Genomic DNA, 25112 nt, shown 5'->3' on the forward strand with positions numbered 1-25112 from the left:
TATAGTTCAGTAGCTGACCTATTTCTCATCCATTAATTATAATATTCGTCACTTTCATCAATATCCTCTGATACCAGTCCGGAGAGAACATGAACACGTAGAATAAACCCTACCAATTTATCAGCTTCATTCACAACAGCCAGCGGATATTTCGATTCTAATGCCTTTGGAATTAAATCATTTATATATTCATCTTGTTGAACAACGGAATAGTCATCACGTAAAATATCCGTTAACGATTGCTTTTCTTTCTTTGCTTGAATAGCATCATCAATCGTTACAATCCCTTTTACTTGTCGTGCACGATCCACTACAAATACACTTGATATCCCATTATCTTCCATTTCCTTAATTGCAACATTAAGTCCATCTTTAAGCGAAACTAAAGCATTCGGCTTAATCATCACATGTTCGGCTTGGAATACTTTAGAACGATCAATGTCTTTAATGAATTCGGAGATATAATCATTCGCAGGAGCTTCGATAATTTCCTCTGGAGTTCCTACCTGCACAACATGACCATCCTTCATAACTGCCACACGATCCCCAAGTTTAAATGCCTCATTTACATCATGTGTAATAAAGATAATGGTTTTTTGAAGTCTTTCTTGTATATCCAATAATTCCAGCTGCATTTCACGGCGGATTAATGGGTCGAGTGCACTAAATGGTTCATCCATTAATAGAATATCAGGGTCATTAGCTAGAGCTCTAGCTAACCCTACACGCTGCTGCATACCACCTGATAGCTCATCTGGATATTTATCCTCATATCCTTTTAAGCCAACAACTTCTATATTTTTCAGGGCAATCTCACGTCGTTCCTCTTTTGATACACCCCGAATTTCAAGTCCATATTCTACATTAGCTAGAATCGTACGGTGGCTAAAAAGTCCAAAATGTTGGAATACCATCGCGATTTTTTCCTGTCTAATCTGCTTTAACTCCTGTTTACTCGATTTCGTAATATCCGTATCATCAATATATATAGACCCATCTGTTGGCTTATTCAATAAGTTAAAGCAACGGATTAAGGTAGACTTACCACTACCGGATAAGCCCATTATGACAAAAACTTCACCCTTCTTTATGTCAAAAGAAGCATCATAAACACCTACTGTGTGCCCAGTATCTGCTAGTATCTCTTCCTTTGTCTTTCCTTCCTTCACTAGCGGTATAACTGATTTTGGCTTTGGCCCAAAGATTTTGGATACATGATTAATTTTTATTTTTGTTTCCATTACTTAACCCCCCTTTGGAACTTGGCTGCCACACCATTTGTAATACGGTCAATAATAATCGCTAAAAATACAATACTAATGCCAGCTTCAAATCCTAGTGCAATATCTATTCGATTAATCGCAACAAGAACTTGTTCCCCGAGTCCTTTAGCACCTACCATAGAAGCGATTACTACCATTGCTAGTGCCATCATGGTGGTTTGGTTAACACCCGCCATAATGGTTGGCATAGCTTGCGGTAATTGTACTTTTCTAAGCATTTGACCTCTTGAAGACCCGAAGGATTGAGCTGATTCGATAACTTCCTTATCAACACCGCGAATAGCAAGCTCAGTTAATCGAATAACAGGCGGAAGCGCATAAATTAATGTAGCAAATATCGCAGAGACATTACCTAGTCCAAAGAAGAAAATAGCAGGTATTAAATATACAAAGCTCGGCATCGTCTGCATCGCATCTAATAATGGACGCATGACATTGGAGAATCCTTTACTAAATGCCATCCAAATTCCAATTGGTATTCCGATAATTAAACAAATGATTACTGCTGCTAAAATAATGGCAATCGTAGTCATCATATCTTCCCATAATCCAAAGCTACCGATAAGGAATACAAAAAATCCATAAAGTACGCCAGAAAATAACGATTTAAAATACCAGCCTAATATAAAAATAACTAAGATAAAACTCCACCAAGGCATGGCTACTAACATATCATCAATAAAATTTATCGTTCTAGATGAAATAAAAAAGATAAAATCAAAAAAGCCTTCTAATGTTGTATCTAAGAAACTAACAAATTGATCAATGTAATCACCTAAATTTGTTCGTATATCAGGAAAAGTTCCCATAGGTAGACTGCAAGTTGCAGTCCTCTCACCTCTCTTTAATTTTCATATTTTTTTAGATTAGAAAAGCAGCCAACCCTCCGGCCAGCTGCTCCTAATTTACTACTTTAGAGCTTCTTTAACCTTTTCAGCTACGTCTTCTGATACCCAGCTAGTCCATATATCTTCATGTTGGTTCATCCACCAAATGGCAGCGTCTTTAGGTTCTACATCATTTTCATCCATATACTTTAATGCTTCCTCTGTTAGAGCACTGCTAGTCTCATAGTTACTTAGGAAATCGTATACTTCTGGTGCTTGCTCCTCAAAATCTTTATGAACAGCAACAACGACATCATTTGGAGGAAATTCCGTTCCTTTTGTTTCATTCCAAACCGCTTCATCATATTCTGGCTCTTCTAATAATGTTAAATCATATTTCGCTGTTACTGCAGTTGGTGACCAGTAATAGCCTACCCATGGCTCACCAGCTTCATATGAATCTACTAAATCAGCTACTGCTGCTGAATCTGAACCAGGCATAAAATTATTCATTGTTTCATCTAATCCATATGCATCAAATTTTGCTGTAATCGCTTCAGCTACAGCCCAGCCACTTGGTGCATTTAGAATACGTCCGCGACCTGGGTCCTCAGGATCAGCAAATACATCGGGATATTTCTTTAAATCCTCAACCGTTTTCAAATCTGGAGCAGCAGGTTCTATTCCACGCTCCTCGTCCCCTTCTATTACATAAGTTGGAACATATAGACCTTGTACATTATCATCAAAGTTTACAGAAACCGCTTCAAAATCTCCTGCTTCTGTTGCTTCTTTATAAACTTCCTTAATATTATCAGTCCAAACTTCCATGTATACATTAATGTCACCTTGACGTAGACCTTGGATGGTTGCTGCTGTAGAACCAGATGTTACTTCTGTATCATATCCAAAGCCATCCTCCATAATAATTTGTGCAATACTATTATGGACACGAATACTATCCCATCCAGCATCCGCTAGAACAATCGTTTCAATTTCTCCTTCTGTTTCTGAGCTACAAGCAGATAAAATTACAAAAAACACTGCCAGTAAAGCAATTCCTAGTTTTTTCATGATAAAACTCCTTTGTGTTACACTTTTTTGTCTTCTAAATTCATGATGAAATCCCATTTTAACAACACAAAATTCCCAATAATCCAAAAATTAACGAGATACGTTATCTGTCCACTTATTTTATTCTCAATATAAAACCGATTAAATGTAATAGGTAGGTGAACTTAATCCAATAAAAGAAGTTTTTACTTGAATTTGTGTGGAGGTAAAGAAAGAATTTAACATGAACACAACACATTTAATGTTACAGAATTATTTCACTTCTATCAAATGGCGTATTAACGGAAATAATAGAATTATCTATGATATTACAGACTTTAGTATACAATACCTACCTTATCTAGCTTTATTGCCCATAATTCTCTATATAACTCTAGTATTCTTAGAATTTATTAAAGCAGAATAAGGCTTCACCTATAATCCGCTTACATTTGCTCTACTTACAAATTGCCACCTGCTATTCACCTCACCTTCAAGTAATACCAATAAAATTAAATACCCAATAAGATGAAATACTAAACAATAAAATAATGGAAAAAATAATTGCGACTTCTACATAAACCTGTTATGATAATATAGTTCATTTAGTGAACTATTCATAAAGTGAACTTTTATAGACAAGACTGGAGGTGTATCCACCCATGCAGATGAAAGAACTTATTGAACGATATCAAACCGCCATGAATCAAGTATACCGAAGAGTAAATATCCTCTTAAAGGAGAAGATTCATTCGGACATTACATCAGATCAATTTGCCACACTTCATTACATTACCAAAAACGAGAAATGTACAAGTACGGATATTGCCAATGAATTTGGTGTTGGAAAGAGTGCTGTTACAGCACAAATTAACCGTCTATTCGATAAAGGGCTCATTGAGCGTGATCGTGATGATAATGATAGAAGAGTGATTTATTTACATGTAACGGATAAAGGAATTGATTTTGTTGAATTTACAGAGAAAGCGCTATTTAGTGAGTTGGAGAAATATTTAACGAATTTTGACCAGGAAGAAATTTATACATTTATCCATTCTTTAGAGAAATTAGCAAAGGTTATGAATGAAGAATAGAAAGGGGAAAAAGAATGAAACAAATCGTTCGTTTTAGGTGGCTCATTGCAGTTGCTTGGATTGCAGTCGCTACTATATTATTAATTTTCTCACCAAACTTACAAGAGCTTGTCCGGGAAAAAGGACAGATTGCGGCACCAGAGGATTCTCCATCAGTTCAAGCAAGTGAATTGCTAGAGTCGATGTCTGACAACAATACAAGTAATGTAACGAGTGCAGTACTTGTATTTCGTGAAGAGGATGGGTTTGATCAAGCCGAAAAAAATCAGGTGATTAAAGCCATAAACACTTTAGAAGGTAACCAAGATAACCTCGGTATATCTGAAATACTTGCATTTAATTCAGATCCTGCCATTGAGGAACAAACTGTTTCAGAGGATGGTAAGACCATTATTGTACCATTCCAGGTATCTCTAAAAAATCAAGAGATTGATGAAGCTTCTGAGCGTATTTATTCAATAGTAGAAGAAGTAGAGATTGACCATTACTTAACCGGTGAAGCCTTTATTTCTCAGGACATTATTACGAATTCAGAAGAAGGATTAAAAAAGACTGAGATTATTACGGTTGGCTTAATCCTCATCATTCTATTTATCGTATTTAAGTCCTTTGTGGCTCCATTTATTCCATTATTAACAGTTGGGATTTCTTATTTGGCTGCTCAAGGAATTGTGTCTATTTTGGCAGATAAAGTTGATTTCCCACTTTCTACGTTTACACAAATTTTTATGGTAGCTGTAATGTTTGGAATTGGTACGGATTACTGTATCTTACTAATTAGTAGATTTAAGGAAGAGTTAGCAAATCAAGATTCAATAAAAGATGCTGTACTAAGTACGTATAAATCAAGTGGCAAAACGGTTCTATTTTCTGGGCTGGCAGTTCTAATCGGATTCTCAACTATCGGATTATCAACTTTCTCTCTTTATCAATCAGCAGTGGCCGTTGCTGTTGGGGTTGCTGTCGTATTGATTGCTTTAATAACACTTGTACCGTTCTTCCTTGTGGTATTAGGCAAAAAACTTTTTTGGCCATTTGATAAAGCAGTATCGCATAAGGAAAGTAAACTATGGGGTAGCGTAGGCTCCTTTGCATGGAAGAGGCCACTTATTGCGCTAGCAATCGTAGCTGTCATCGTCGTGCCAGCTTTACTAACCTATGACGGAAATAAATCCTATAATTCTCTTGAGGAAATTGGAGATTCCTATGAATCTGTTAAAGGGTTTAATTATATTTCTGATAGCTTTGGTCCAGGGCAAACAATGCCTACCACTGTTGTATTTGAAACAGACGAACCTGTTGATTCAGCGAGTGAATATCAGCAGATTGAGCAAATTTCCGATTCATTAACACAAATGGAAGGTGTTGATCAAGTACGTAGTGCAACACGTCCAACCGGTTCGATTATCGAAGACTTTCTAGTTGATAATGTAACCGGCCAACTGGCAGATGGAATTGGTAAAAGCACAGACGGCCTAACAGAGATACAAACTGGATTACAAGAAGCATCTAGTGAATTATCAAACGCTGAACCGCAACTTCAAGAAGCACAAGATGGTGTCGACCAATTATTGGACGGTACAGAAGCTGCTAATTCAGGTATTGGAAATATGAAAAATGCCTTAGCACAAATTGAGAATGGTATTGAATCCGGTGCTCTCGGAGCTAATGATGCTAAAAATGGATTACAAACGATAAAAGATAATCTAGACCAGATTATTGCTGGTAATAAAGAGTTGTTGAAAGGTTATCAGGAAGTTACAAACGGACTAACTACCATAAATGAACAACAATTTAGCTCATTAAGTCAGTTACCAGGTACTATTGAGCAGGTATACAATACCTTAACTACTGTTCTTACTAATAACCCAAGTTTGAGAAACGACACAGACTTTATGACTGCATATGGAACTTTAGAAAAACTTAAAGAAGAAACTGCTTCTTTAGCTAATATACAGGAATTAATGAATTCTAAAGTTATTGCACCATTAAAACAATTAAATGAACAAAATGAGCAATTTAACTTAAATCAATCCATTCAAGCTCAAGAACAACTTTCATCCGGTCTTGGAGAATTAATAACTGGTTTAGAACAATTAGAATCTGGCTTAAATCAAGCAGCAAATGGGCAAGGGCAGGTTGTATCCAATATTCCTAGTCTACAAGATGGATTATCACAGATTTACGGTGGTCAGGAAGAGCTGAAAACAGCATTCCAAGACATGCAGGATCAGCTTGGACAGCTTTCTAGTGGATTATCTGAAGGGGCTGACGGACTACAACAAATAGGTGATGGATTGTCAGAGGTTAAGAGCTATCTTGCTGATATTGAAACAGATGAAAACAATCCAATTGTGATGATTCCACATGAAGCCTTAGAAAATGAAGCGTTTATGGAAGGTGCAGGCATGTATCTTTCAGACGATAAAAAAATCGTTAAATTTGAAGTAGTGCTAGACTATAATCCATATTCTACGGAAGCACTAAACATGGTTGATAAAATTAACGATAAGGTTGATGAGGTAAAACAAGGCACTATTTTTGAAAATAGTGAGCAGCTTCTTGGGGGGATTAGTAGTACGAATAATGACCTTCAAAATGTATCAGATGAGGATTATTCAAGAACTGTACTTTATATGATTGGTGGTATTTTCATCATTCTAATAATCCTTCTTCGCTCTATCGTAATGCCAATCTATTTAATTGGATCATTAGTATTAACATACTTTACATCCATGGCATTCAGTGAAATTATTTTCGTAAATATCTTGGGCTATGATGGATTAACTTGGGCAGTTCCATTCTTTGCCTTCGTTATGCTTACCGCTCTTGGGATTGATTATAGTATTTTCTTAATGGACCGATTTAATGAATATCGTGAAGGAAATCTAAAAGAAGCAATGCTAACCGCTATGAAGAAGATGGGAACTGTAATCATCTCAGCAGCGGTCATCTTAGGTGGAACATTTGCTGCTATGCTTCCTTCAGGGGTATTATCCATCTTGCAAATCGCGACGGTGGTGCTAATAGGGTTATTCCTATATGCACTCGTTATGTTACCATTATTTATTCCTGTTATGGTTCGATTGTTTGGAAAAATTAATTGGTGGCCATTTAAAATGAAATAATAATAAATTATGAAAGAGCATCGTGAAAATACGATGCTCTTTCGTTTTCTTACCTATACTGCTAATCTTGTATTAAGTAACATTCATCTATTCCTGGATAAAAGATACTGTTTAATAAGATTTTTTATTATCGGATTTAAATCCTCAGGCAATTCATTAGGTTTAAAAAATGCTAGCTCTACTGTTTCAACACCATCCACTTTAAGCTCTCCACTCTTAATTTCCGTTGTTACATAGGAGACAGTTACAGGATAAAACTCATCACCGTTTGGAAGCTTCACAAAATGTTCTTTTCCAGAGAACACACCAACCAAATCTAGTTTTCCAACTTCAAGTCCTGTTTCTTCGAATACCTCTCGTCTTCCTGCTTCCTCTGTCGACTCTCCCAATTCCAAGAACCCACCAGGTACACCCCAAACACCATCATGTCTTTTCTGTAAAAGTATCTCAGCGTTCTCATTGATAACTGCAACAGCAACTCCAACTAAAATTAACGGCTCATTTCCCACTAATTGACGTAAATCTTCTATATATCCCAATAGATAACCTCCTTATCGTTACCATTATAGTATTCGACAAATAACTACAAATTCCTTTAAAAAATAAAGACTGTTCCAATGAAGAACAGTCTTTCAAATTTTATTTAGCGGATTCTTTAATAATTCCAATGACTCGGTCACGTGACTTTTCACTTTGATAAGCTTTCATTTTATCCAGCATAACCGGTGCTTGACTCATTAGCTTTTCAAGCTCTTGTATAAGAGTATCCTCTGATAAATCTTCTTCTTCTAACACCCTAGCATATTTTTTATCTTGGAACGATTTAGCATTTATAATTTGATCTCCTCTACTAGCCTCTTTAGACAGTGGGATAAGAAGCATTGGAATATGCAATGCTAAAAATTCAAAAATAGCATTCGAACCAGCTCGAGATAAAATAAAATCTGTTGCCGCAAAGAGATCTTTTAGCTCTTCATTCACATACTCGAATTGTATATATCCTGTTTGATTAAAGGACGGATCTGTTTTTCCATTGCCACAGATATGGACAATTTGGAAGCGAGGTAACAGTTTATCTAATGATGCTCGAACTGTTTCATTTATTTTCTTTGCGCCACCGCTTCCTCCCATAATTAATAGAACTGGTTTTTCAAGATTAAATCCACATAATTCTAAGCCCTTTTCCTTAATACCTTGAAATAGTTCTTCACGAATAACGGCTCCTACATATTCAGCTTTATTATCTGGTAAGTATTCCATTGTTTCAGGAAATGTAGACAGCACCTTTTGTGCAAATGGGATGGCAAGTTTATTAGCTAGACCTGGCGTATAGTCAGATTCATGAATAACTGCTGGTACACCGCGCATTTTCGCTCCAAGTACTACAGGTACAGATACAAATCCACCCTTTGAAAAAATGACGGATGGCTTTCGCTTTCCAATAATTTTCCATGCCTGTAACGTACCTTTTATGACTTTAAATGGATCTTTTATATTCTCGATAGACATGTACCTTCTTAGTTTCCCTGTTGAAATTGGATGATATGTCACATGCTCCAATTGTTCTATTAGATTTCGCTCTATTCCATCTTTTGAACCAATATAATCAATTTCCCATCCCTCACGTTGAAATACAGGAATTAATGCTAAATTTACAATTACATGTCCTGCTGTTCCACCGCCAGTGAACAGAATTCGTTTGTTTTTCATAAGCTTTGGTAGTCCCCTCTTTCCAATTACACATTATAGCCTTATAATAGCTTTTATATGTGTAATTCCATTACTTCTCTATCCTATTAAAAAATCACAGAAAAAGGAAGCATAATATGTATCAAACAGATAATCTAAAACAAAAAATCAAATTGTTTATGATCATATTCTTTCCAATCCTAATCACACAAGTCAGCCTCAACCTCATGACGTTTTTTGATACCGTCATGTCAGGTCGAGCTGGTGCTGAAGATTTAGCAGGTGTTGCGATTGGTTCAAGTTTATGGGTCCCCGTATTCACTGGTATTAATGGTATTCTTCTTGCCATCACACCCATCATCGCTCAATTACTAGGTGCTCAAGAAGATAAATCCATCAAACAAAAAGTGCAGCAAGCCATGTATCTTTCTGTTGGTTTAGCGATTGCAATCTTATTACTTGGCCTTATCCTATTAAATCCCATCCTCAATACAATGGATTTAGAATATGAAGTACGCCATATTGCTAAATTCTATCTTATTACATTAGGTGTTGGAATTATCCCGTTATTCATCTTTAACACTCTACGTTGTTTTATGGATGCTTTAGGTCAAACTAGGATGTCTATGATTATCATCTTAATTGCACTTCCAATAAATCTATTATTTAATTACATTTTCATCTTCGGTAAATTTGGTGTACCTGCATTTGGAGGAATTGGTGCAGGTATCGCTACTGCTCTTACGTATTGGGTAATCAGTTTGTTAGCTATTGCGATCTTATATAAAGTAGCACCATTTCGGGATTATCAGCTATTTTCATCTTGGGTAAGACCTAGGGTGAAGGAATGGCTAGAACAACTAAAAATAGGCGTTCCAATAGGATTCGCTATTTTCTTTGAAACAAGCATTTTCGCAGCCGTAACCTTATTAATGAGTGCCTATAGTACAAATACAATAGCCGCTCACCAAGCAGCGATGAATTTCTCTTCATTACTCTATATGATTCCGTTGAGTGTTGGGATGGCATTAACCATAACAGTAGGATTTGAGGTTGGTGCCAAACGAATGCAAGATGCGAAAGTATATGGATATATCGGAATTAGCGGTGGCATCTTTATCGCATTATTTAATGGTATTGTCCTATTTGCCTTTAATGACTATGTTGCTGGTCTTTATAATACAGACCCAGATGTTATTGCATTAACTGTACAATTTATTGGTTTTGCCATTGTGTACCAATTGGCTGATGCATTCGGCGCACCAATACAAGGTGCCCTTCGTGGATATAAGGATGTGAATATGACATTAGTAATTGCACTTGTATCCTATTGGGTAATTGGTTTACCGACTGGCTGGATACTTGCGAATTACACGTCACTTGAACCATTTGGTTACTGGGTTGGAATTATTACTGGATTAAGCTGTGGAGCCCTAGCCCTACTAGCAAGACTAATCCACATTCAAAAGAAATACCGTAATCAAATAGAAAACTCATCTGCAACCTAATCTGCAGATGAGTTTTCATTTTTATAGGAATAAGCCCGCAATTGTTGCTGACAGTATAGAAGCTAACGTTGCTCCAAGTAAAAGCTTCAAACCGAACTTTGAAACCTCTCCACCTTTTTTACGGTCAATTCCTTGAACTGTACCAGCGATAATACCAATTGAAGAGAAATTAGCAAAACTCGTTAGAAATACAGTTACAATCCCAATTGTTTTTTCAGACATTGATTTCAACATAGGTTGGAAATCTAACATGGCTACAAATTCATTTGTCACAATTTTTGTACCCATTATTCCTCCTGCTTCTATTACTTCACTAGTTGGAATACCCATTAATACACCAATTGGCGCGAATACATAGCCTAGAATTTGCTGTAGTGTTACCCCTGCAAATACCGACTGTATAATCCAATTCACTAGTTCAAGTGACGCAATAAAGGCAACTAACATAGTGGCTACGATTAATGCGATCTTTCCACCTTCAAGAGCACCATTTCCCATTGCTTCAAAGATACTCGAATCATTCGAAACGTCCTTAATATCTACTTTATCTTCTTCCTTCGGCACACGAACAGGAGAAATAATAGAAGCGATAATTAGCGCACTAAACATATTTAAAGGAAGTGCAACTAAAACGAATTCTGCAGGTAGCATTTGCATGTAGGCTCCTACGATTGAAGCAGATACTGATCCCATTGCAGATGCACTTACAATATAAAGTCGATTCGCCGACAAATGGTGAAACTGAGAACGAATGGCGATTAGGGCCTCTGATTGACCAAAAAAGATACTATTTACTGCATTAAAGGATTCTACCTTTGGTAATCCTGTTACCTTTGAGATTAATCCCCCGATATATTTAATAATGATTGGCAATATTTTCAGGTATGTAAGCACCGATAAGATAGTGGCGAAGAAGATAATTAATAACAGTACATCGAAAAAGAATATACCACCTTCTTCACTTACAACACCGCCAAGAATAAAATCTACTCCTGCCTTACCAAATTCAATTAGTTTATTAAATATTGCAGATATACCATTAATAATGGTTTGTCCTATTGTCGTAGAAAACATAAACCAAGTAATCAATAATTGCGCAAGGATCATTACTATGATTCCTTTATAATTGATTACACGCTTGTCATTCGACAATAAATACGATAGACCGAGGACAACAATGATTGCTACTATTCCAAGAAGAATATCCACGGGTATAAAGCCTCCTTACTTTTTACTATAAAATTTTGTTACTTTGATAGTTTACCCTAAATGCAGGATAAATTAACAGGGAAAACCATAGGAAAGATTTTAGTCAGAATTTTACTAATATCTTGATTTAAATAAAAAACTCATGACAACGTATGGTTATCATGAGTTTTTATTAAATCGGAAGTTGTTTACCCTTCTAATAATAAATCATATGGATCTTCCAACAACTGCTTCACACGTACAAGGAATTGTACAGCATCTTTCCCATCTACAATTCTGTGATCATAAGAAAGAGCAAGGTACATCATTGGACGTACTTCAATCGAATCATCTGGCATAACAACTGCTCGTTTTATGATGTTATGCATCCCTAGAATACCAACCTGTGGAGCATTTAAGATTGGTGTCGATAGCATAGATCCAAATGTTCCGCCGTTTGTAATCGTAAAGGTTCCACCTTGTAAATCATTAAGTCCTAATTGTTTGTCACGCGCTTTTTTACCAAGGTTAGAAATCTCACGTTCTACGCCAGCAAAATCAAGTCTATCTGCATCGCGAACTACTGGAACTACTAAACCTTCCTCTGTCGATACTGCAATACCAATATCATAGAACTTCTTAATTACTAATTCATTTCCTTGGATTTCAGCATTTAGTAATGGGAAGTCTTTTAGTGCTCCAACGACAGCTTTTGTAAAGAATGACATGAAACCTAGCTTCACACCATGCTTTTCTACGAATTTGTCTTTACGTTCTCCACGAAGCTTCATCACATTCGTTAAGTCCACTTCATTAAACGTCGTTAACATTGCTGCTGTTTGTTGTGCTTCTACTAAACGGTTAGCAATTGTTTGACGTCTACGAGACATTTTCACACGTTCAACCGGCTTATTAAATTCAGTAGTTTCCTCTTTAGGAGCAGCTTGCTTTGCCGGTTGAGCCTGCTGCTTAGGAGTACTTTCTCCTTTCGCTGCTGCTTCTACGTCTTCTGGACGAATTCGGCCAAGAGGATCACGAGCACTAACAGCACTTAAATCAATATTTAATTCACGAGCACGCTTTCTAGCCGCTGGTGATGCAATTACATCATGCTTAGAAGTTTGTGTCTCTTCCGTTTTTGGTGATTCTTCTACTTTTGGTTCTGATTTTGGTGCTTCTTCTTTTGCTGCTGGTGCTTCTTCCTGAGCTGGCTCAGCACTTGCTTCCCCTTCTTCACTTACCTTTGCAATAACATCGCCTACAACAACGTCATCACCTTCTTCGCGAACGATTTCTGTAATAACCCCAGAAACCTCTGCGTTTACTTCTACATTGACTTTATCTGTTTCTAGCTCAACAACCGGGTCACCTTTTTCAACTCGATCCCCTTTTTTAACTAACCACTCGGCAATTGTTCCTTCTGTAATTGATTCGGCAAGTTCAGGTACTTTAATTTCTTTCACTGGAATCTCCTCCTAAAGTCGGGTTAATTGCTTGTTGCACAATGTTCTCTTGTTCTGCTTTATGGACATTTGGATCTCCAACTGCTGGTGCTGAACGATTTGGACGTCCAATATAGCGTAAAGTTTGACCTGGTTTTAGTACATCTCTTAAATAATCATCGACAAAGCTCCATGCACCCATGTTTTTCGGTTCTTCTTGAACCCAAACAATCTCTTCTAGATTTGGAAGTTCTTTTAGTTCCTTTTCCAACTCTTTCGTAGGGAATGGATATATTTGTTCTAAACGTAGCGCTCTTAGCCAATCAAACTTATCTTCTGAGTTTACAATTGCTTCTTCAATATCCACCATAACTTTTCCTGTTCCAATTAGTAAGCGTTTTGCATTTTTCTTGCTCACCTTCAAGTTAGGCTGGTTACGCAGTACTTCAAAATTACCTTCTGTGAAATCCTTCGCTTCAGAAGCAATACGCTGGTTACGTAGTAAACTACTCTTCGGTGTCATCAGTACTAATGGACGTGCTTCTTCTTTATCACGTAATGCTGCCTGTCTGCGAATTAAATGGAAGAACTGTGCTGATGAAGTAACATAAGCAACGATCCAGTTATTTTCTGCAGCCATTTGTAGGAATCTTTCCAGTCTAGCACTAGAGTGTTCAGGTCCCTGACCTTCATATCCATGTGGTAGCAACATGACCATGTTGGACTTATCTCCCCATTTTGCACGGGCAGCTGAGATGAACTGATCAAATATTGTTTGGGCTACGTTAGCAAAGTCCCCAAATTGTGCTTCCCATAGAACCAATGTATTTGGAGCTTGAACACTATAGCCATATTCAAATCCTAGTACAGCGATTTCCGAAAGCGGGCTATTACGAATATCGAAGGATGCCTCTGTATTTAAACCATGGAAGATACTGTACTTTTTATTTGTTTCAGCATCATTAAGTACCGCATGTCGGTGTGCAAATGTACCACGTTCAGAGTCCTGACCAGTCAAGCGAATTGGAATACCATCTTTTAATATCGATGCATATGCCAGTGCTTCTCCAGCGCCCCAGTCTACTGTATTACCATCTTTTAGTGCATCTCTACGACGCTTAAATATTCTTGATAGCTTTTTATTCTCAACAAAGCCTTCTGGACGATTAAATAGTCCCTCATTTAGTTCAGCTAACGTTTCCATTGGAACGGCAGTTTTATATTGATCAAGGTTGTTATTGAGAGCATCAGGCATGTCCTTACATTCTACCTTCGCAATCTCTGTCTCTTTCATACTTTCGTACGTAGCACGTAAGTCTTCCTCAACCTTTGTCTTCATGCTTTCGAATTGCTCAGCAGAAATAATCCCTTTTTCCACTAATTCATTTCCAAATACATTAGCGGCAGTAGGATGATTATCGATTCGGCCATATAACATAGGCTGTGTAACCCGTGGTTCATCCATTTCGTTATGACCATAACGACGATACCCAACTAAGTCTATTAAAATATCCTTATTAAATTTCTTGCGATAATCATAAGCAATTTTAATCGCCGATATACAAGCAACCGGATCATCAGCATTGACATGGATTACCGGAATTTCAAATCCCTTCGCTAAATCACTCGCATAACGAGTGGAACGACCGTCTTGCTGATCTGTTGTATAACCAAGTAAATTATTTGCAATAATATGCAAGGTTCCACCAGTAGTATATCCTGGCAAATTAGCTAAGTTAAGTGTTTCGGCAACGACGCCTTCTCCGATAAATGCGGCATCTCCATGTATTAGAACTGGAATTGCTTTTGATACATCTTGCTTTGGATAACCGCTTTCAGAACGTTCATCCTGTGCAGCACGGGTAAATCCCTCTACAACTGGATTCACAAATTCTAAATGTGAAGGATTATGTGCAAGGGTTATTCTAATTCTTGTTTCTTCCCCATCTTTCACATCTCTTACAGCACCGAAGTGATATTTCACATCCCCGGTCCAGCCATAATTAATTCCTCTTGATCCTTCAGAAGGAATTAGTTCCTTATTTGGCGAATGGTGGAACTCGGAAAAGATTTTATCAATTGGTTTTCCTAATACATGAGCTAACACACTTAGTCTTCCACGGTGCGCCATACCCATCATAATGTTTTCTACTCGATCTTCCGTTGCATGCTTGACAATATGATCAAGCATTGGAACCATCGCTTCTAGTCCTTCAATTGAAAAACGTTTTTGTCCTACAAATGTCTTTTGTAAAAAACCTTCAAACCCCTCGACATTTGCGAGTCTGTCTAATAATTGCTTCTTCTCTTCATCAGATAAATCCAAACGAGCGTTTCCCGTTTCAATATAATCCGATAACCAATTTCGTTCTTCATCACTGTCTACATGATCATATTCAAATGTAATCGTACCCGTATAATATTTGCGTAACTCTCGAACAACATCTAGCGCATTATCCACTCCGATAGGCGCTTTTTCCCACACCCAAGATGCAGGTATGTCTTTCAAATCTGCTTCCGTTAAACCATAAGTTTGTGGATTTAATAATTCAGATTTTCTTTCATCCTGAACACTTACTGGGTAAATGTCTGCTTCCAAATGTCCGAAACGACGAATAGCCTCAACAAATTTCACTGTTGAGGTAATCTTTTTGACATCATTTATAGAAGTAGTTTGAGAACTTTCTTGTATCGTATTGGTTGTTGACTTTAACCAATTAGGAGCTCCATGTTGATCAAACATTTCTCTTAATGATTGATCAATTGCTTGAGGGTCCTTTTTATATAGTTCATACTGTTCTTCTAAGTACCCCATATTAGGACCATGAAACTCTCCCCAGAATCCTTGTGAAGATTCATCATTTTGTGCCACGTCTTATACCCCCATTAGAAGTTAACTTACTCCGTATGAAAACGGTTGTTAAACACAATTCTAATTATAGAACTGTCTAGATTCTTCATCAACTAATATACCTTATTTTATAACGGGAAACAATATATGTTATGCGCATTATCCCAGAATTGTATCGAATTAAAAAGATAACGAATATTCACACTTATCTGTTCATGCAAATGTTCCTAATCCTAGTTCACATTCTAACATTTATTCGTTATAATAGGGACATATTATAACAGTCCCTACATATTGTTTTATGCTAAAGGAGGATACCACTATGAAATTAGCACTAATTCTAGGTGTAACGATAACGTTCATTACAGCTATCTTCACTGCTGGATATGAAGCAAAGCCAGGAGTACCAAAGAAAAACCAGTAATGTTAACCTAAAAAAACGTCACTCCCTATATTAAGAGGGAAGTGACGTTTTTTGCTATGCCATATTGGGAAACCCTTGTTGTCTTAATACTTCATAGATTAAGATTGCAGCAGTATTGGACAAGTTTAAAGACCTAACTTTATTATTCATATGAATTCGTAAGCACTGGTCTTCTTTACCTTCTAATAATTCTTTTGGGATACCGGTAGTTTCTTTTCCAAATACAAAAAATAACGCTTCATCTCGATCACTAAAATCAAAATCAGTATAATGCTTCGTGCCAAAGTTTTCTATATAATAAAACTTTCCATCTGGATATTTTTCATATAAGGCATGAATGGAATCATGCTCCTTTATATCAACATTCTCCCAATAATCAAGGCCAGCTCTGCGAACCATTTTATTTTCTGTAGAAAATCCTAACGGATGAATAAGATGCAGCGTTGTATCAGTCGCTAAACAGGTTCTTCCAATATTACCTGTGTTTGCTGGGATTTCTGGTTCAAATAAAACGACATGTAAACTCACAATCATTTCTCCTTGCTCTTTTATGTCTCTAAAGTTGCATAACGTTATTATTATAGCACTAATCGCCTATCCGAAAAAACTTGTATTTAATATTTGGTGTATACGCCGTAGAATCTTCATATGCCCAATAGCGATGTCTACTATTATGAGTGTGAGCATTTACTAATGGCATTCCATTGGCATCTTTTGCTACAACAATCGTTGTATGGTTCCATTTGCCATCCCCCTCAAAATCGTAACAAATGACATCACCAGGCATTAACTCCTCTGGTGAATCGACTTCCGTTCCTTTTAAACCATGCGTCGACCCACTTAAAAACCACCTGAACGAATGAGCAACCGACCAACTATAGCTCCAATTATTCCCTTGGTACCACCATCCCTGGTTCCGATTAGGAGCACCACGCATTGGTGCACCACCCGCTCGCAAACATTGGGATATATAATTTGTACAATCTACATCAAATTTTTTATAAGCAGGATTATAACTATTCCACCATCTTTCCGCATATTGAACCGCTGCTAATCGGTCATATGCGAATCGAACAGTACGATCTGTTTCGCCTTCTGGCATTAACTTCTCCAGTTGCTCTTCGGGTTCATTTTCATTCAACTGTCTATGTTCCGCAATCTTTCCAGATCTCAACCGAAATTGATATGGAATTATTTGTTCTTCCTGATAGAAATAATCCCCTTGTTTCATGAGCATTGATACATGTAAGTGATAATACACTTTTTCTTCTTGATCATAACGAATGCGTTGAAAGATGTGACCCTTACCTGCTGTTCGAACAATTTGTACATTTCTATTTGCAAGTGATGCCTTTTTCCGGTGCCACCATTCCTCATCATGATAATCTAATCCAAAGCATTCCATCCAAAACTGCTTTAACAAGTCCATGATAATCCCCTCCACTAGCATATATATGGAAGGAACGCCTGTCTAAAGCACGATTTCTTCATGCCTTAATAGATATTCTTTCTTATCCAGACCACCGTTATAGCCAATTAGTTTTCCATTTTTCCCAACAACACGGTGACAAGGCACCACTATTGAAAATGGGTTTTTATTAACCGCTCCACCTACAGCCCGAACAGCATTCGGTTTACCTATAGCAACGGAAATATCCTTATAGGTCCTCGTGACTCCATATGGAATGTAATCAATGAGCGCTTGCCATACCAGCTTCTGAAAAGCTGTCCCATAACATGCACACTGAAAACCGAATTCCTTTCTATTTTGTTGAAAGTATTCTTCCAGTTCTTTCTTCACATGTACAACTTTTTCAGGGTTGTGGACAAAATTTTTATGATTCAAGTACTTTTGTGACCACCTAGTAATGTTAGCTTCGTTATCCATATACGAGCCAAAGTCAATTCGCAAAATAGAATCCTCATCACTGACTATCAGTAAAGTTCCAAGAGGTGAATCCATTTCATCAACGTATAGAAGCGACATAAATTCCTTCCCCCTATTTTTGCGAAGCTTGCACTTCACGGAATGCTAATCCCTTATCCATTTCATATCGTACGTCAACATCTGTTTCTTTTTCCAATGCTTTGGTAATTGCTTCAAATGCTTCTTCTGTTCCGATCTTCCCGAGTGACCATGCGGCTGTTCCTCGTATCACTGGACGTGGATCATTGTTCATAATCGTAATTAATTCCGGTACTGCTGTTTTATCCTTATAATGACCAAGTCCCAGTATCGCATTACGTTGTATTGGTTTCTTCCCGCGCCAAGAACCTGAAATATGTCCAAATGTCTCTTTAAATTCACGATTGGATATTGTAAGCATTGGTTTAAGCTTTGGCTTTGCAATATCGTCTTCTGGCTCGAACTCCGAATGGATATGAAAATCTACCTGCCTATTTTTGGGGCATACGAGCTGACATGTATCACAGCCATACACTCGGTTTCCGATTTTTTCGCGAAATTCATCTGGTAGAAAATCCTTTGTTTGCGTTAAGAAAGCAATACAACGCTGTGCGTTCAATTGACCTCCTTGCACAATAGCGCCAGTTGGACATGCATCGATACACTTCCTGCATTCACCACAGCTATCTTCAACTGGGGAATCAGGTACAAATGGAATATTCGTAATGAGTTCCCCTAGATACACAAATGATCCATATTCCTTAGTTATTAGTAATGTGTTTTTACCAGTAAAGCCTATTCCAGCTCGCTCTGCAACTGCTCGGTCGGAAAGCTCTCCAGTATCGACCATTATTTTGGTAACAGCATCATTTACTTTTGCATGAATAAAGCTCTCCAATTTTGCTAAACGCTCTCGCAATACATCGTGATAATCATTCCCCCAAGATGCACGACAGAAAAAACCTCTTCGCTCTTCTTTCGTGCTTTTAGGGGCATCTTTCATTCGAGAAGGGTAGGCAACCGCAATAGCTATAATGGATTGTGCTTCTGGCAACAACCGTTTTGGTTCGGTACGTTCTTCATTAGACCCTTTTTCAAAGCCTGATTGAAACCTGAGCTCTTGTTGCCGCTTCAAACGTTCTTTTAGTTCACTAAACACATCGGCTGTTGTAAACCCGATTTTATCAATCCCGATTTTTTTACTATATTCGATAATTTCTTGTTTTAACTGGTTCGTATTCATCTGCAGCGCCTCCCTTCCATTTAGCCTGATTTATTCTTAAGATACTATCTGCATTATTATTTGTTAAGTATTTGTATTTGGTAATTGGGACATTGTAGATATTTTATGTGGAATTTCATTCTTTTAGAGGTCCCTTTTTATCCAATTTCATAAGGGGATAAAAAGTAAAAACGCAACGCCTCGTAAGTTTATTACGAAACACTGCGTTAGGACATATGTATGTATGGAGCGGGTGAAGGGAATCGAACCCTCGACATCAGCTTGGAAGGCTGGAGTTTTACCATTAAACTACACCCGCATATTAATAGAAATTTTATGAAATTTTTCGTACGCATAATCATGCCCCTGCATCTACTAGCAAAATCGAAGAAGCATATTCTTCGGGGCAACTCGCAGATTAGTCGGCAGAAGCTTTGCTTGTGGCTGGAGTTTTACCATTAAACTTCACCCGCATATAAGTTGTTTTTTGAGTACAAAAGTAATTATAACAAGAACATAAAATAGATGCAAGAGGATATTTATACATTCTTCTACAAAACTTTACAAATACTTTTGCATCGTTTCACCAAATCTGCCTAAAACAACTATATTCATTTCCCTTCTTTATTGTGACTCATCGCCAAGACTATATATCTACTAGTCTACAAAATTGAACAATTACCTTTGGCAAATCATTAGGCATTCCTAGGACTATTTAACTTATTTTCTCGAATCGAATAATATATAAAAACAATTATTTACAATGGTACGAGGAAGTAATAAAATAATCATAATAATGAGGGGGCGATAAAGCTTGTCAGTCTATCCAGTAATACTATCTCAAACAAAATTCACACATCGTGATAGTCTAAGATTTCCACTCGAAGAGCGCGCTCTTCAATTTGGAGATGGCATATATGAAGTCATCCGTATATACAAAGGAACCTACTATCTATTAGATGAGCATATTGATAGACTTTTCAGATCAACAGAAGCTATTAAAATCAAACTCATGGTTACGAAAGATGAGTTAAAACATATGCTTCAAGAACTATTAAATCGAAATCAAATGACAGAGGATGGAAAGTTATATATGCAAGTTTCTCGCGGTTCAGCACCACGAGATCATGTTTTTCCAAAAGATGTCGATCCGAACATCTATGCATATATACAGTCTCAGCCACGTAATTTAGAAACAATGAAAAATGGAGTAGGTGTTATTACACATCGAGATATCCGTTGGGAAAATTGTTATATTAAAAGTTTAAACTTATTACCGAATGTTATGGCTAAACAGGAAGCAAAAGAACACGGCTGCTATGAAGCGATTCTTCATAGAAATGGTCATGTTACAGAATGTTCTTCATCCAACGTTTATTTAGTTAAAAACGGAAAAATATTTACACATCCAACCACAAACAATATTCTACATGGATGCGTTCGTATGGCAATAGAGCAATTTGTTCTTGAATTCGACATTCCATTTATCGAAGAAGCATTTACATTAGATGATATTTGGAGTGCAGATGAGCTATTCTTGTCAAGCAGTACCTCTGAAATTACACCAATTGTTACAGTAGATGGGCATCCGGTTAACACTGGAAAACCTGGTCCTATCACCAAACAATTACAAACTGCATATGAAAAGGATGCTAACATACTAGAAAACCTAATTGAAAACTATGCATAGAAATAAGTATCCCATTTACTTGGGATACTTATTTTCATCAATTTTATCAGAATATTACGATTTGAAAGAGGAGGAATTTATGAAAAAGATTACGATTCTCGGCAACCCTGGTGCTGGTAAATCAACTCTTGCTAAAATAATTGGTGAAATATTAAACATTCCTGTTTACCACATGGATTCAATTTTTTGGAAACCAGGATGGGAACCAATTGATAAGGAAGGACTACTTCAAAAACACGATGAGATATTAACACAAAAAGAATGGGTCATCGATGGTAATTATAGTGTCACGCTACCAAAAAGATTAGAGGATGCAGATACTATCATATTTCTTAATTACTCAACTATTAGATGTCTATATGGAATCACGAGAAGGAGATTTCAATATCGCAACAAAACCAGACCTGACATTGGCAAAGACTGCCCAGAACGATTGAATCTCGAGTTTATTCGATGGACGAAAAACTATAATAAAAACAATGCTCCTAAGATGTATGAACGATTATCCATCCTACAGGGTAAGGATATACATATTTTCAAAAACCGAAGACAATTAAACACTTTTTTGGAAGCTTTAAAACAGACCAATTAATCTAGTAATCTAATTGCTTCGAAACACGAAATAGTTTAAAATAGAAATAAGTTTGAAAATTCACTACGATTATTGGAGGTTTTTTTATGTCAAAACGAGCAATCACAACAGAAGACTTTATGAAGCTTGAAGTATTTAGTGATCCTCAGCTTTCACCTGATGGATCTCAATACGCATTTGTATCAACCACTGTCAATGATAAAAAAGAATATCAATCAAATCTATTTGTACAAGGTTTAAGTGAAAAAACCACAAGACAATGGACGTTTGGCCAAGATAAAAACAGTAATCCTCGTTTTTCTCCTGATGGAAAAGCAGTTGTGTTTCAATCCAATCGAAGCGGTGTCCCACAACTATGGCTTCTTCCTACTGATGGCGGTGAAGCAAAACAGCTTACAACGTTCAAAAATGGTGCTGTGAATCCGGAATGGTCAAAGGATGGAAAATTAATTATCTTTTCAGCAACACTAGACGAGGACGATGATGTAACAAACCAAAAAGAACTGTCCAAAGAAGAAAGACAAAAAGAAAGAGAAGAAAAAAGCAAACAACCTCTGATCGTAAAAAATTTAAAATATAAATCTGATGCCCAAGGATTCCTTGATGATAAAAAGTCACAAATCATTCTGTACGATTTAGAGAAAGAGACATTTACACAGTTAACAAGTGGCAATCACCATCACGGATACCAGGATATTTCACCAGATGGGTCAACTATTCTAATCGCTGGTAATCTTAGTGAAGATGCTGACTATGAAATTAAGAGTGACTTGTATACAATCGATACGGCTACAAAAGAAATAACGAAGCTTACAGATGGTAAGGGATCTTACTACACAGCTCGATTCTCTTCTAGCGGAAACAAAATTGCCTTCTTAGGGCATAAACAACAATTTGCCGGTGCAACATTAACAGAACTATTTATCTATGATATATCTACTAAGGAACTATCTTGTCTTAGCGAGAAATGGGATTTTCCTTTAGGCGATCTTATTGCTGGTGACACTCGTTTAGGCGCTTCAGAAAATGGTCCGGTATGGTCAAAGGATGAAAATCATATATATTTCATTGGCTCAGATAACGGAGTAACAAATCTTTATGAAGTAAGCTTACAAGGCGAATTAAAAGAGTTATATAACGTGGACAGCCATGTGTTTGGCTTTTCATATAACGCAACTCAAGAACGTTTTGTTGTTGGCGTAAGTACACCAACAAATCCTTGTAATTTCTATTTACTAGATTCTAATGCTGAAGCAGTTCAATTAACAGATTCTAATAAAGAATTCTTAGATGAGGTTGAACTTAGTGAACCTGAAAGAATTTCATTCAAGGCAAAAGATGGGTGGGATGTTCACGGATGGTTGTTACGTCCTTATGGATTTGAAGAAGATAAAAAATATCCGCTTATCTTAGAGGTTCATGGTGGTCCACATGTCATGTATGGGCAAACATTCTTCCACGAAATGCAATTACTTGCTGCCAAAGGCTACACCGTTTTATACACAAACCCTCGTGGTAGTCATGGTTATGGACAAACATTTGTTGATGCTTGTCGTGGGAACTACGGTAGCGGAGATTATGGTGACTTAATGTCTGCGGTTGATTATGTTGTTGAAACGTATAACTTTGTAGATGAAAGCCGCTTAGGTGTTACTGGTGGTAGCTATGGTGGATTCATGACCAACTGGATAGTCGGACACACCAATCGCTTTAAAGCTGCTGTTACGCAGCGTTCCATAAGTAACTGGCTAAGCTTTTACGGAGTAAGTGATATCGGATATTTCTTCAATAAGTGGGAGCACGGTCACAATTTACTAGATAATCCAACAGCCTTATGGGATATATCCCCATTAAAATATGCAGATAAGGTGGAGACCCCATTATTAATTTTACACGGCGAACAAGATTATCGCTGTCCTATCGAGCAAGGCGAACAATTATTTGTAACATTGAAGCATCTCAAGAAAGAAGTTGAGTTTGTTAGATTCCCAGGAGCAAACCATGAATTAAGTAGAAGTGGTAAGCCGGAAATGCGAGTAGAACGTCTAAACCATATTACTCGATGGTTTGATAACTACCTATAATCGAAAAAAGTAAAAAAGCTGGCCGATTAAGATACATCCTTTCTAATAGAGAGGATATCGTCTTAATCAGTCAGCTTTTTATTTTAGATCATTCTCTTCCAAGAATTCATTTAATACTTCAATATACCTTTCTTCATCTATCACAAAGGATTCACCATGATTTGCCCCATCAAAAATAACGAGTTCGGCATTTTGGGTATTTTCATAGAGTTCTTGCGACATACTAGTTGGCACAAATGTATCTTTATTACCATGGATATAGAGGACTGGTATATTTGTGTTCTTAACCTGTTTCAACGCAGATGCCTCTGTAAAGGAATATCCTGCTTTTACTTTTGTGACAAGACTGGTTGTATTAATTACAGGAAATGGTGGTAAGTTAAACATTCTCGTAACCTGATAGGAGAATAATTCCTGAACACTCGTGTAAGGACTATCCGCTATCAAAACCTTCACATTTGACGGAAGCTCTTCCCCACTCGTCATCAATACAGTTGCAGCACCCATTGATAGTCCATGAAGTATGATTTCTGTGTCAGGACCGAGTCTTTCAATCAATAAGTCTATCCAATCCACGTAATCTAAGCGATCCGGCCAACCAAAACCAATATAATCACCTTCACTTCTTCCATGTCCACGTGCATCAGCAGTAAAGAAGTTGTAACCCAATTCTTCATAGTAATATTGCCCAAATAATCCCATATCACTACCTCGACCAAGATAACCATGTGCAGCGACTACCAGTTTATTAGTCGGCTCCTCGGCTTCAAGAAAGTAACCTTGAAGCGTTAAACCATCCCTTGATGTCATCTCGATCCGCTCGAAGTCTTGATTAGCTACCCAGTCACGCCAGGACCCTTCTAGTAAAACATCCATTGTCTCGGCTGAAACCTCGAGGTCTTTGTTTCCCTGTAAAAATTCCTTAGGACCAGTTTTGATAGCAAGATCATAAAAATAAAAACTAGCAATAATATCGATAATTAATAATAGAATGATAAGACCTGTAACAATTTTTAATACCTTTTTCACCTTGCCGTCCCCCTGTGGTGTGCTCTCTTGATGTAAATTTATCTATTATACTATTATACTAGAAATTTTCACAAAAAATAGAAACATTTCGTTGGTATTTAT

At 37.1% G+C, this 25112-nt stretch carries 19 protein-coding genes and 1 tRNA gene; 6 read left to right on the top strand and 14 right to left on the bottom strand.

The genetic code is table 11. The features are described from left to right. Nucleotides 1-32 precede the first annotated feature (32 nt). The 3 genes from ABC228_RS11280 to ABC228_RS11290 all read right to left on the bottom strand — a co-directional run bounded on the left by ABC228_RS11280 (nt 33) and on the right by ABC228_RS11290 (nt 3184). Nucleotides 33-1241 carry a quaternary amine ABC transporter ATP-binding protein gene (locus ABC228_RS11280; RefSeq protein WP_345825240.1) on the bottom strand — a complete coding sequence of 403 codons (1209 nt, stop codon included), beginning with the start codon at nt 1239-1241 and terminating at the stop codon, nt 33-35. Next, on the bottom strand, nt 1241-2092 hold the full coding sequence (locus tag ABC228_RS11285; protein WP_345825241.1) for an ABC transporter permease: 852 nt from the start codon (nt 2090-2092) through the stop codon (nt 1241-1243). The genes ABC228_RS11280 and ABC228_RS11285 overlap by 1 nt, the downstream gene beginning before the upstream one ends. Nucleotides 2093-2191: 99 nt before the next feature. Then, nucleotides 2192-3184 carry an ABC transporter substrate-binding protein gene (locus ABC228_RS11290; protein WP_345825242.1) on the bottom strand — a complete coding sequence of 331 codons (993 nt, stop codon included), beginning with the start codon at nt 3182-3184 and terminating at the stop codon, nt 2192-2194. A gap of 641 nt (nt 3185-3825) precedes the next feature. On the opposite strand from ABC228_RS11290, the gene ABC228_RS11295 reads away from it, so the two are divergent. Beyond that, nucleotides 3826-4257, top strand: a complete 432-nt coding sequence (locus ABC228_RS11295) for a MarR family winged helix-turn-helix transcriptional regulator (RefSeq protein ID WP_345825243.1) — start codon at nt 3826-3828, stop codon at nt 4255-4257. A 14-nt stretch (nt 4258-4271) separates the two neighbouring features. Beyond that, nucleotides 4272-7385 carry an MMPL family transporter gene (locus ABC228_RS11300; protein ID WP_345825244.1) on the top strand — a complete coding sequence of 1038 codons (3114 nt, stop codon included), beginning with the start codon at nt 4272-4274 and terminating at the stop codon, nt 7383-7385. 83 nt (nt 7386-7468) lie between these two features. Here ABC228_RS11300 and ABC228_RS11305 read toward each other — a convergent pair whose 3' ends face one another. Both ABC228_RS11305 and ABC228_RS11310 read right to left on the bottom strand, forming a co-directional pair. Beyond that, the gene (locus ABC228_RS11305; RefSeq protein ID WP_345825245.1) at nt 7469-7924 is read right to left on the bottom strand and encodes an NUDIX hydrolase; all 456 of its coding nucleotides are present in this window, start codon (nt 7922-7924) and stop codon (nt 7469-7471) included. 100 nt (nt 7925-8024) lie between these two features. After that, a complete protein-coding gene (locus tag ABC228_RS11310) occupies nt 8025-9095 on the bottom strand; it encodes an undecaprenyldiphospho-muramoylpentapeptide beta-N-acetylglucosaminyltransferase (RefSeq protein ID WP_345825246.1) in 1071 nt (356 codons plus the stop codon). Nucleotides 9096-9211: 116 nt separating this feature from the next. Between ABC228_RS11310 and ABC228_RS11315 the strand changes: the two genes are divergently transcribed. Then, the gene (locus ABC228_RS11315; protein ID WP_345825247.1) at nt 9212-10582 is read left to right on the top strand and encodes an MATE family efflux transporter; all 1371 of its coding nucleotides are present in this window, start codon (nt 9212-9214) and stop codon (nt 10580-10582) included. Between the two features lie 21 nt (nt 10583-10603). On the opposite strand, the gene ABC228_RS11320 is transcribed toward ABC228_RS11315, so the two are convergent. The 8 genes from ABC228_RS11320 to ABC228_RS11355 form a co-directional block, all read right to left on the bottom strand. Beyond that, nucleotides 10604-11791, bottom strand: a complete 1188-nt coding sequence (locus ABC228_RS11320) for a NupC/NupG family nucleoside CNT transporter (protein ID WP_345825248.1) — start codon at nt 11789-11791, stop codon at nt 10604-10606. Nucleotides 11792-11979: 188 nt separating this feature from the next. After that, nucleotides 11980-13233, bottom strand: a complete 1254-nt coding sequence (odhB, locus tag ABC228_RS11325; protein WP_345825249.1) for a 2-oxoglutarate dehydrogenase complex dihydrolipoyllysine-residue succinyltransferase — start codon at nt 13231-13233, stop codon at nt 11980-11982. Next, a complete protein-coding gene (locus tag ABC228_RS11330; RefSeq protein WP_345825250.1) occupies nt 13220-16084 on the bottom strand; it encodes a 2-oxoglutarate dehydrogenase E1 component in 2865 nt (954 codons plus the stop codon). Before ABC228_RS11330 ends, odhB begins: the two co-directional genes overlap by 14 nt. Nucleotides 16085-16541: 457 nt before the next feature. Further along, the gene (gene trmL / locus ABC228_RS11335; protein ID WP_345825251.1) at nt 16542-17015 is read right to left on the bottom strand and encodes a tRNA (uridine(34)/cytosine(34)/5-carboxymethylaminomethyluridine(34)-2'-O)-methyltransferase TrmL; all 474 of its coding nucleotides are present in this window, start codon (nt 17013-17015) and stop codon (nt 16542-16544) included. Between the two features lie 58 nt (nt 17016-17073). After that, nucleotides 17074-17916 (bottom strand): amidase domain-containing protein, encoded by an 843-nt coding sequence (locus tag ABC228_RS11340; protein WP_345825252.1) that lies wholly within the window; start codon nt 17914-17916, stop codon nt 17074-17076. A 42-nt stretch (nt 17917-17958) separates the two neighbouring features. After that, nucleotides 17959-18474 (bottom strand): methylated-DNA--[protein]-cysteine S-methyltransferase, encoded by a 516-nt coding sequence (locus tag ABC228_RS11345; RefSeq protein ID WP_345825253.1) that lies wholly within the window; start codon nt 18472-18474, stop codon nt 17959-17961. 13 nt (nt 18475-18487) lie between these two features. Beyond that, nucleotides 18488-19636 (bottom strand): tRNA epoxyqueuosine(34) reductase QueG, encoded by a 1149-nt coding sequence (queG, locus tag ABC228_RS11350; RefSeq protein ID WP_345825254.1) that lies wholly within the window; start codon nt 19634-19636, stop codon nt 18488-18490. A gap of 224 nt (nt 19637-19860) precedes the next feature. After that, nucleotides 19861-19934: transfer RNA gene (locus ABC228_RS11355), tRNA-Gly, on the bottom strand. A 495-nt stretch (nt 19935-20429) separates the two neighbouring features. Between ABC228_RS11355 and dat the strand changes: the two genes are divergently transcribed. The 3 genes from dat (at nt 20430) to ABC228_RS11370 (ending at nt 23981) form a co-directional block, all read left to right on the top strand. After that, nucleotides 20430-21305, top strand: a complete 876-nt coding sequence (gene dat, locus ABC228_RS11360; RefSeq protein WP_345825255.1) for a D-amino-acid transaminase — start codon at nt 20430-20432, stop codon at nt 21303-21305. 79 nt (nt 21306-21384) lie between these two features. Next, nucleotides 21385-21897 carry a P-loop NTPase family protein gene (locus tag ABC228_RS11365; protein WP_345825256.1) on the top strand — a complete coding sequence of 171 codons (513 nt, stop codon included), beginning with the start codon at nt 21385-21387 and terminating at the stop codon, nt 21895-21897. Between the two features lie 86 nt (nt 21898-21983). Beyond that, nucleotides 21984-23981, top strand: a complete 1998-nt coding sequence (locus ABC228_RS11370; RefSeq protein ID WP_345825258.1) for a S9 family peptidase — start codon at nt 21984-21986, stop codon at nt 23979-23981. Between the two features lie 78 nt (nt 23982-24059). On the opposite strand, the gene ABC228_RS11375 is transcribed toward ABC228_RS11370, so the two are convergent. After that, a complete protein-coding gene (locus ABC228_RS11375) occupies nt 24060-25010 on the bottom strand; it encodes an alpha/beta hydrolase (protein ID WP_345825259.1) in 951 nt (316 codons plus the stop codon). Between the last annotated feature and the right edge of the window lie 102 nt (nt 25011-25112).

Source organism: Ornithinibacillus xuwenensis (genome assembly GCF_039614845.1).
Classification (GTDB): Bacteria; Bacillota; Bacilli; order Bacillales; family Amphibacillaceae; genus Ornithinibacillus; species Ornithinibacillus xuwenensis.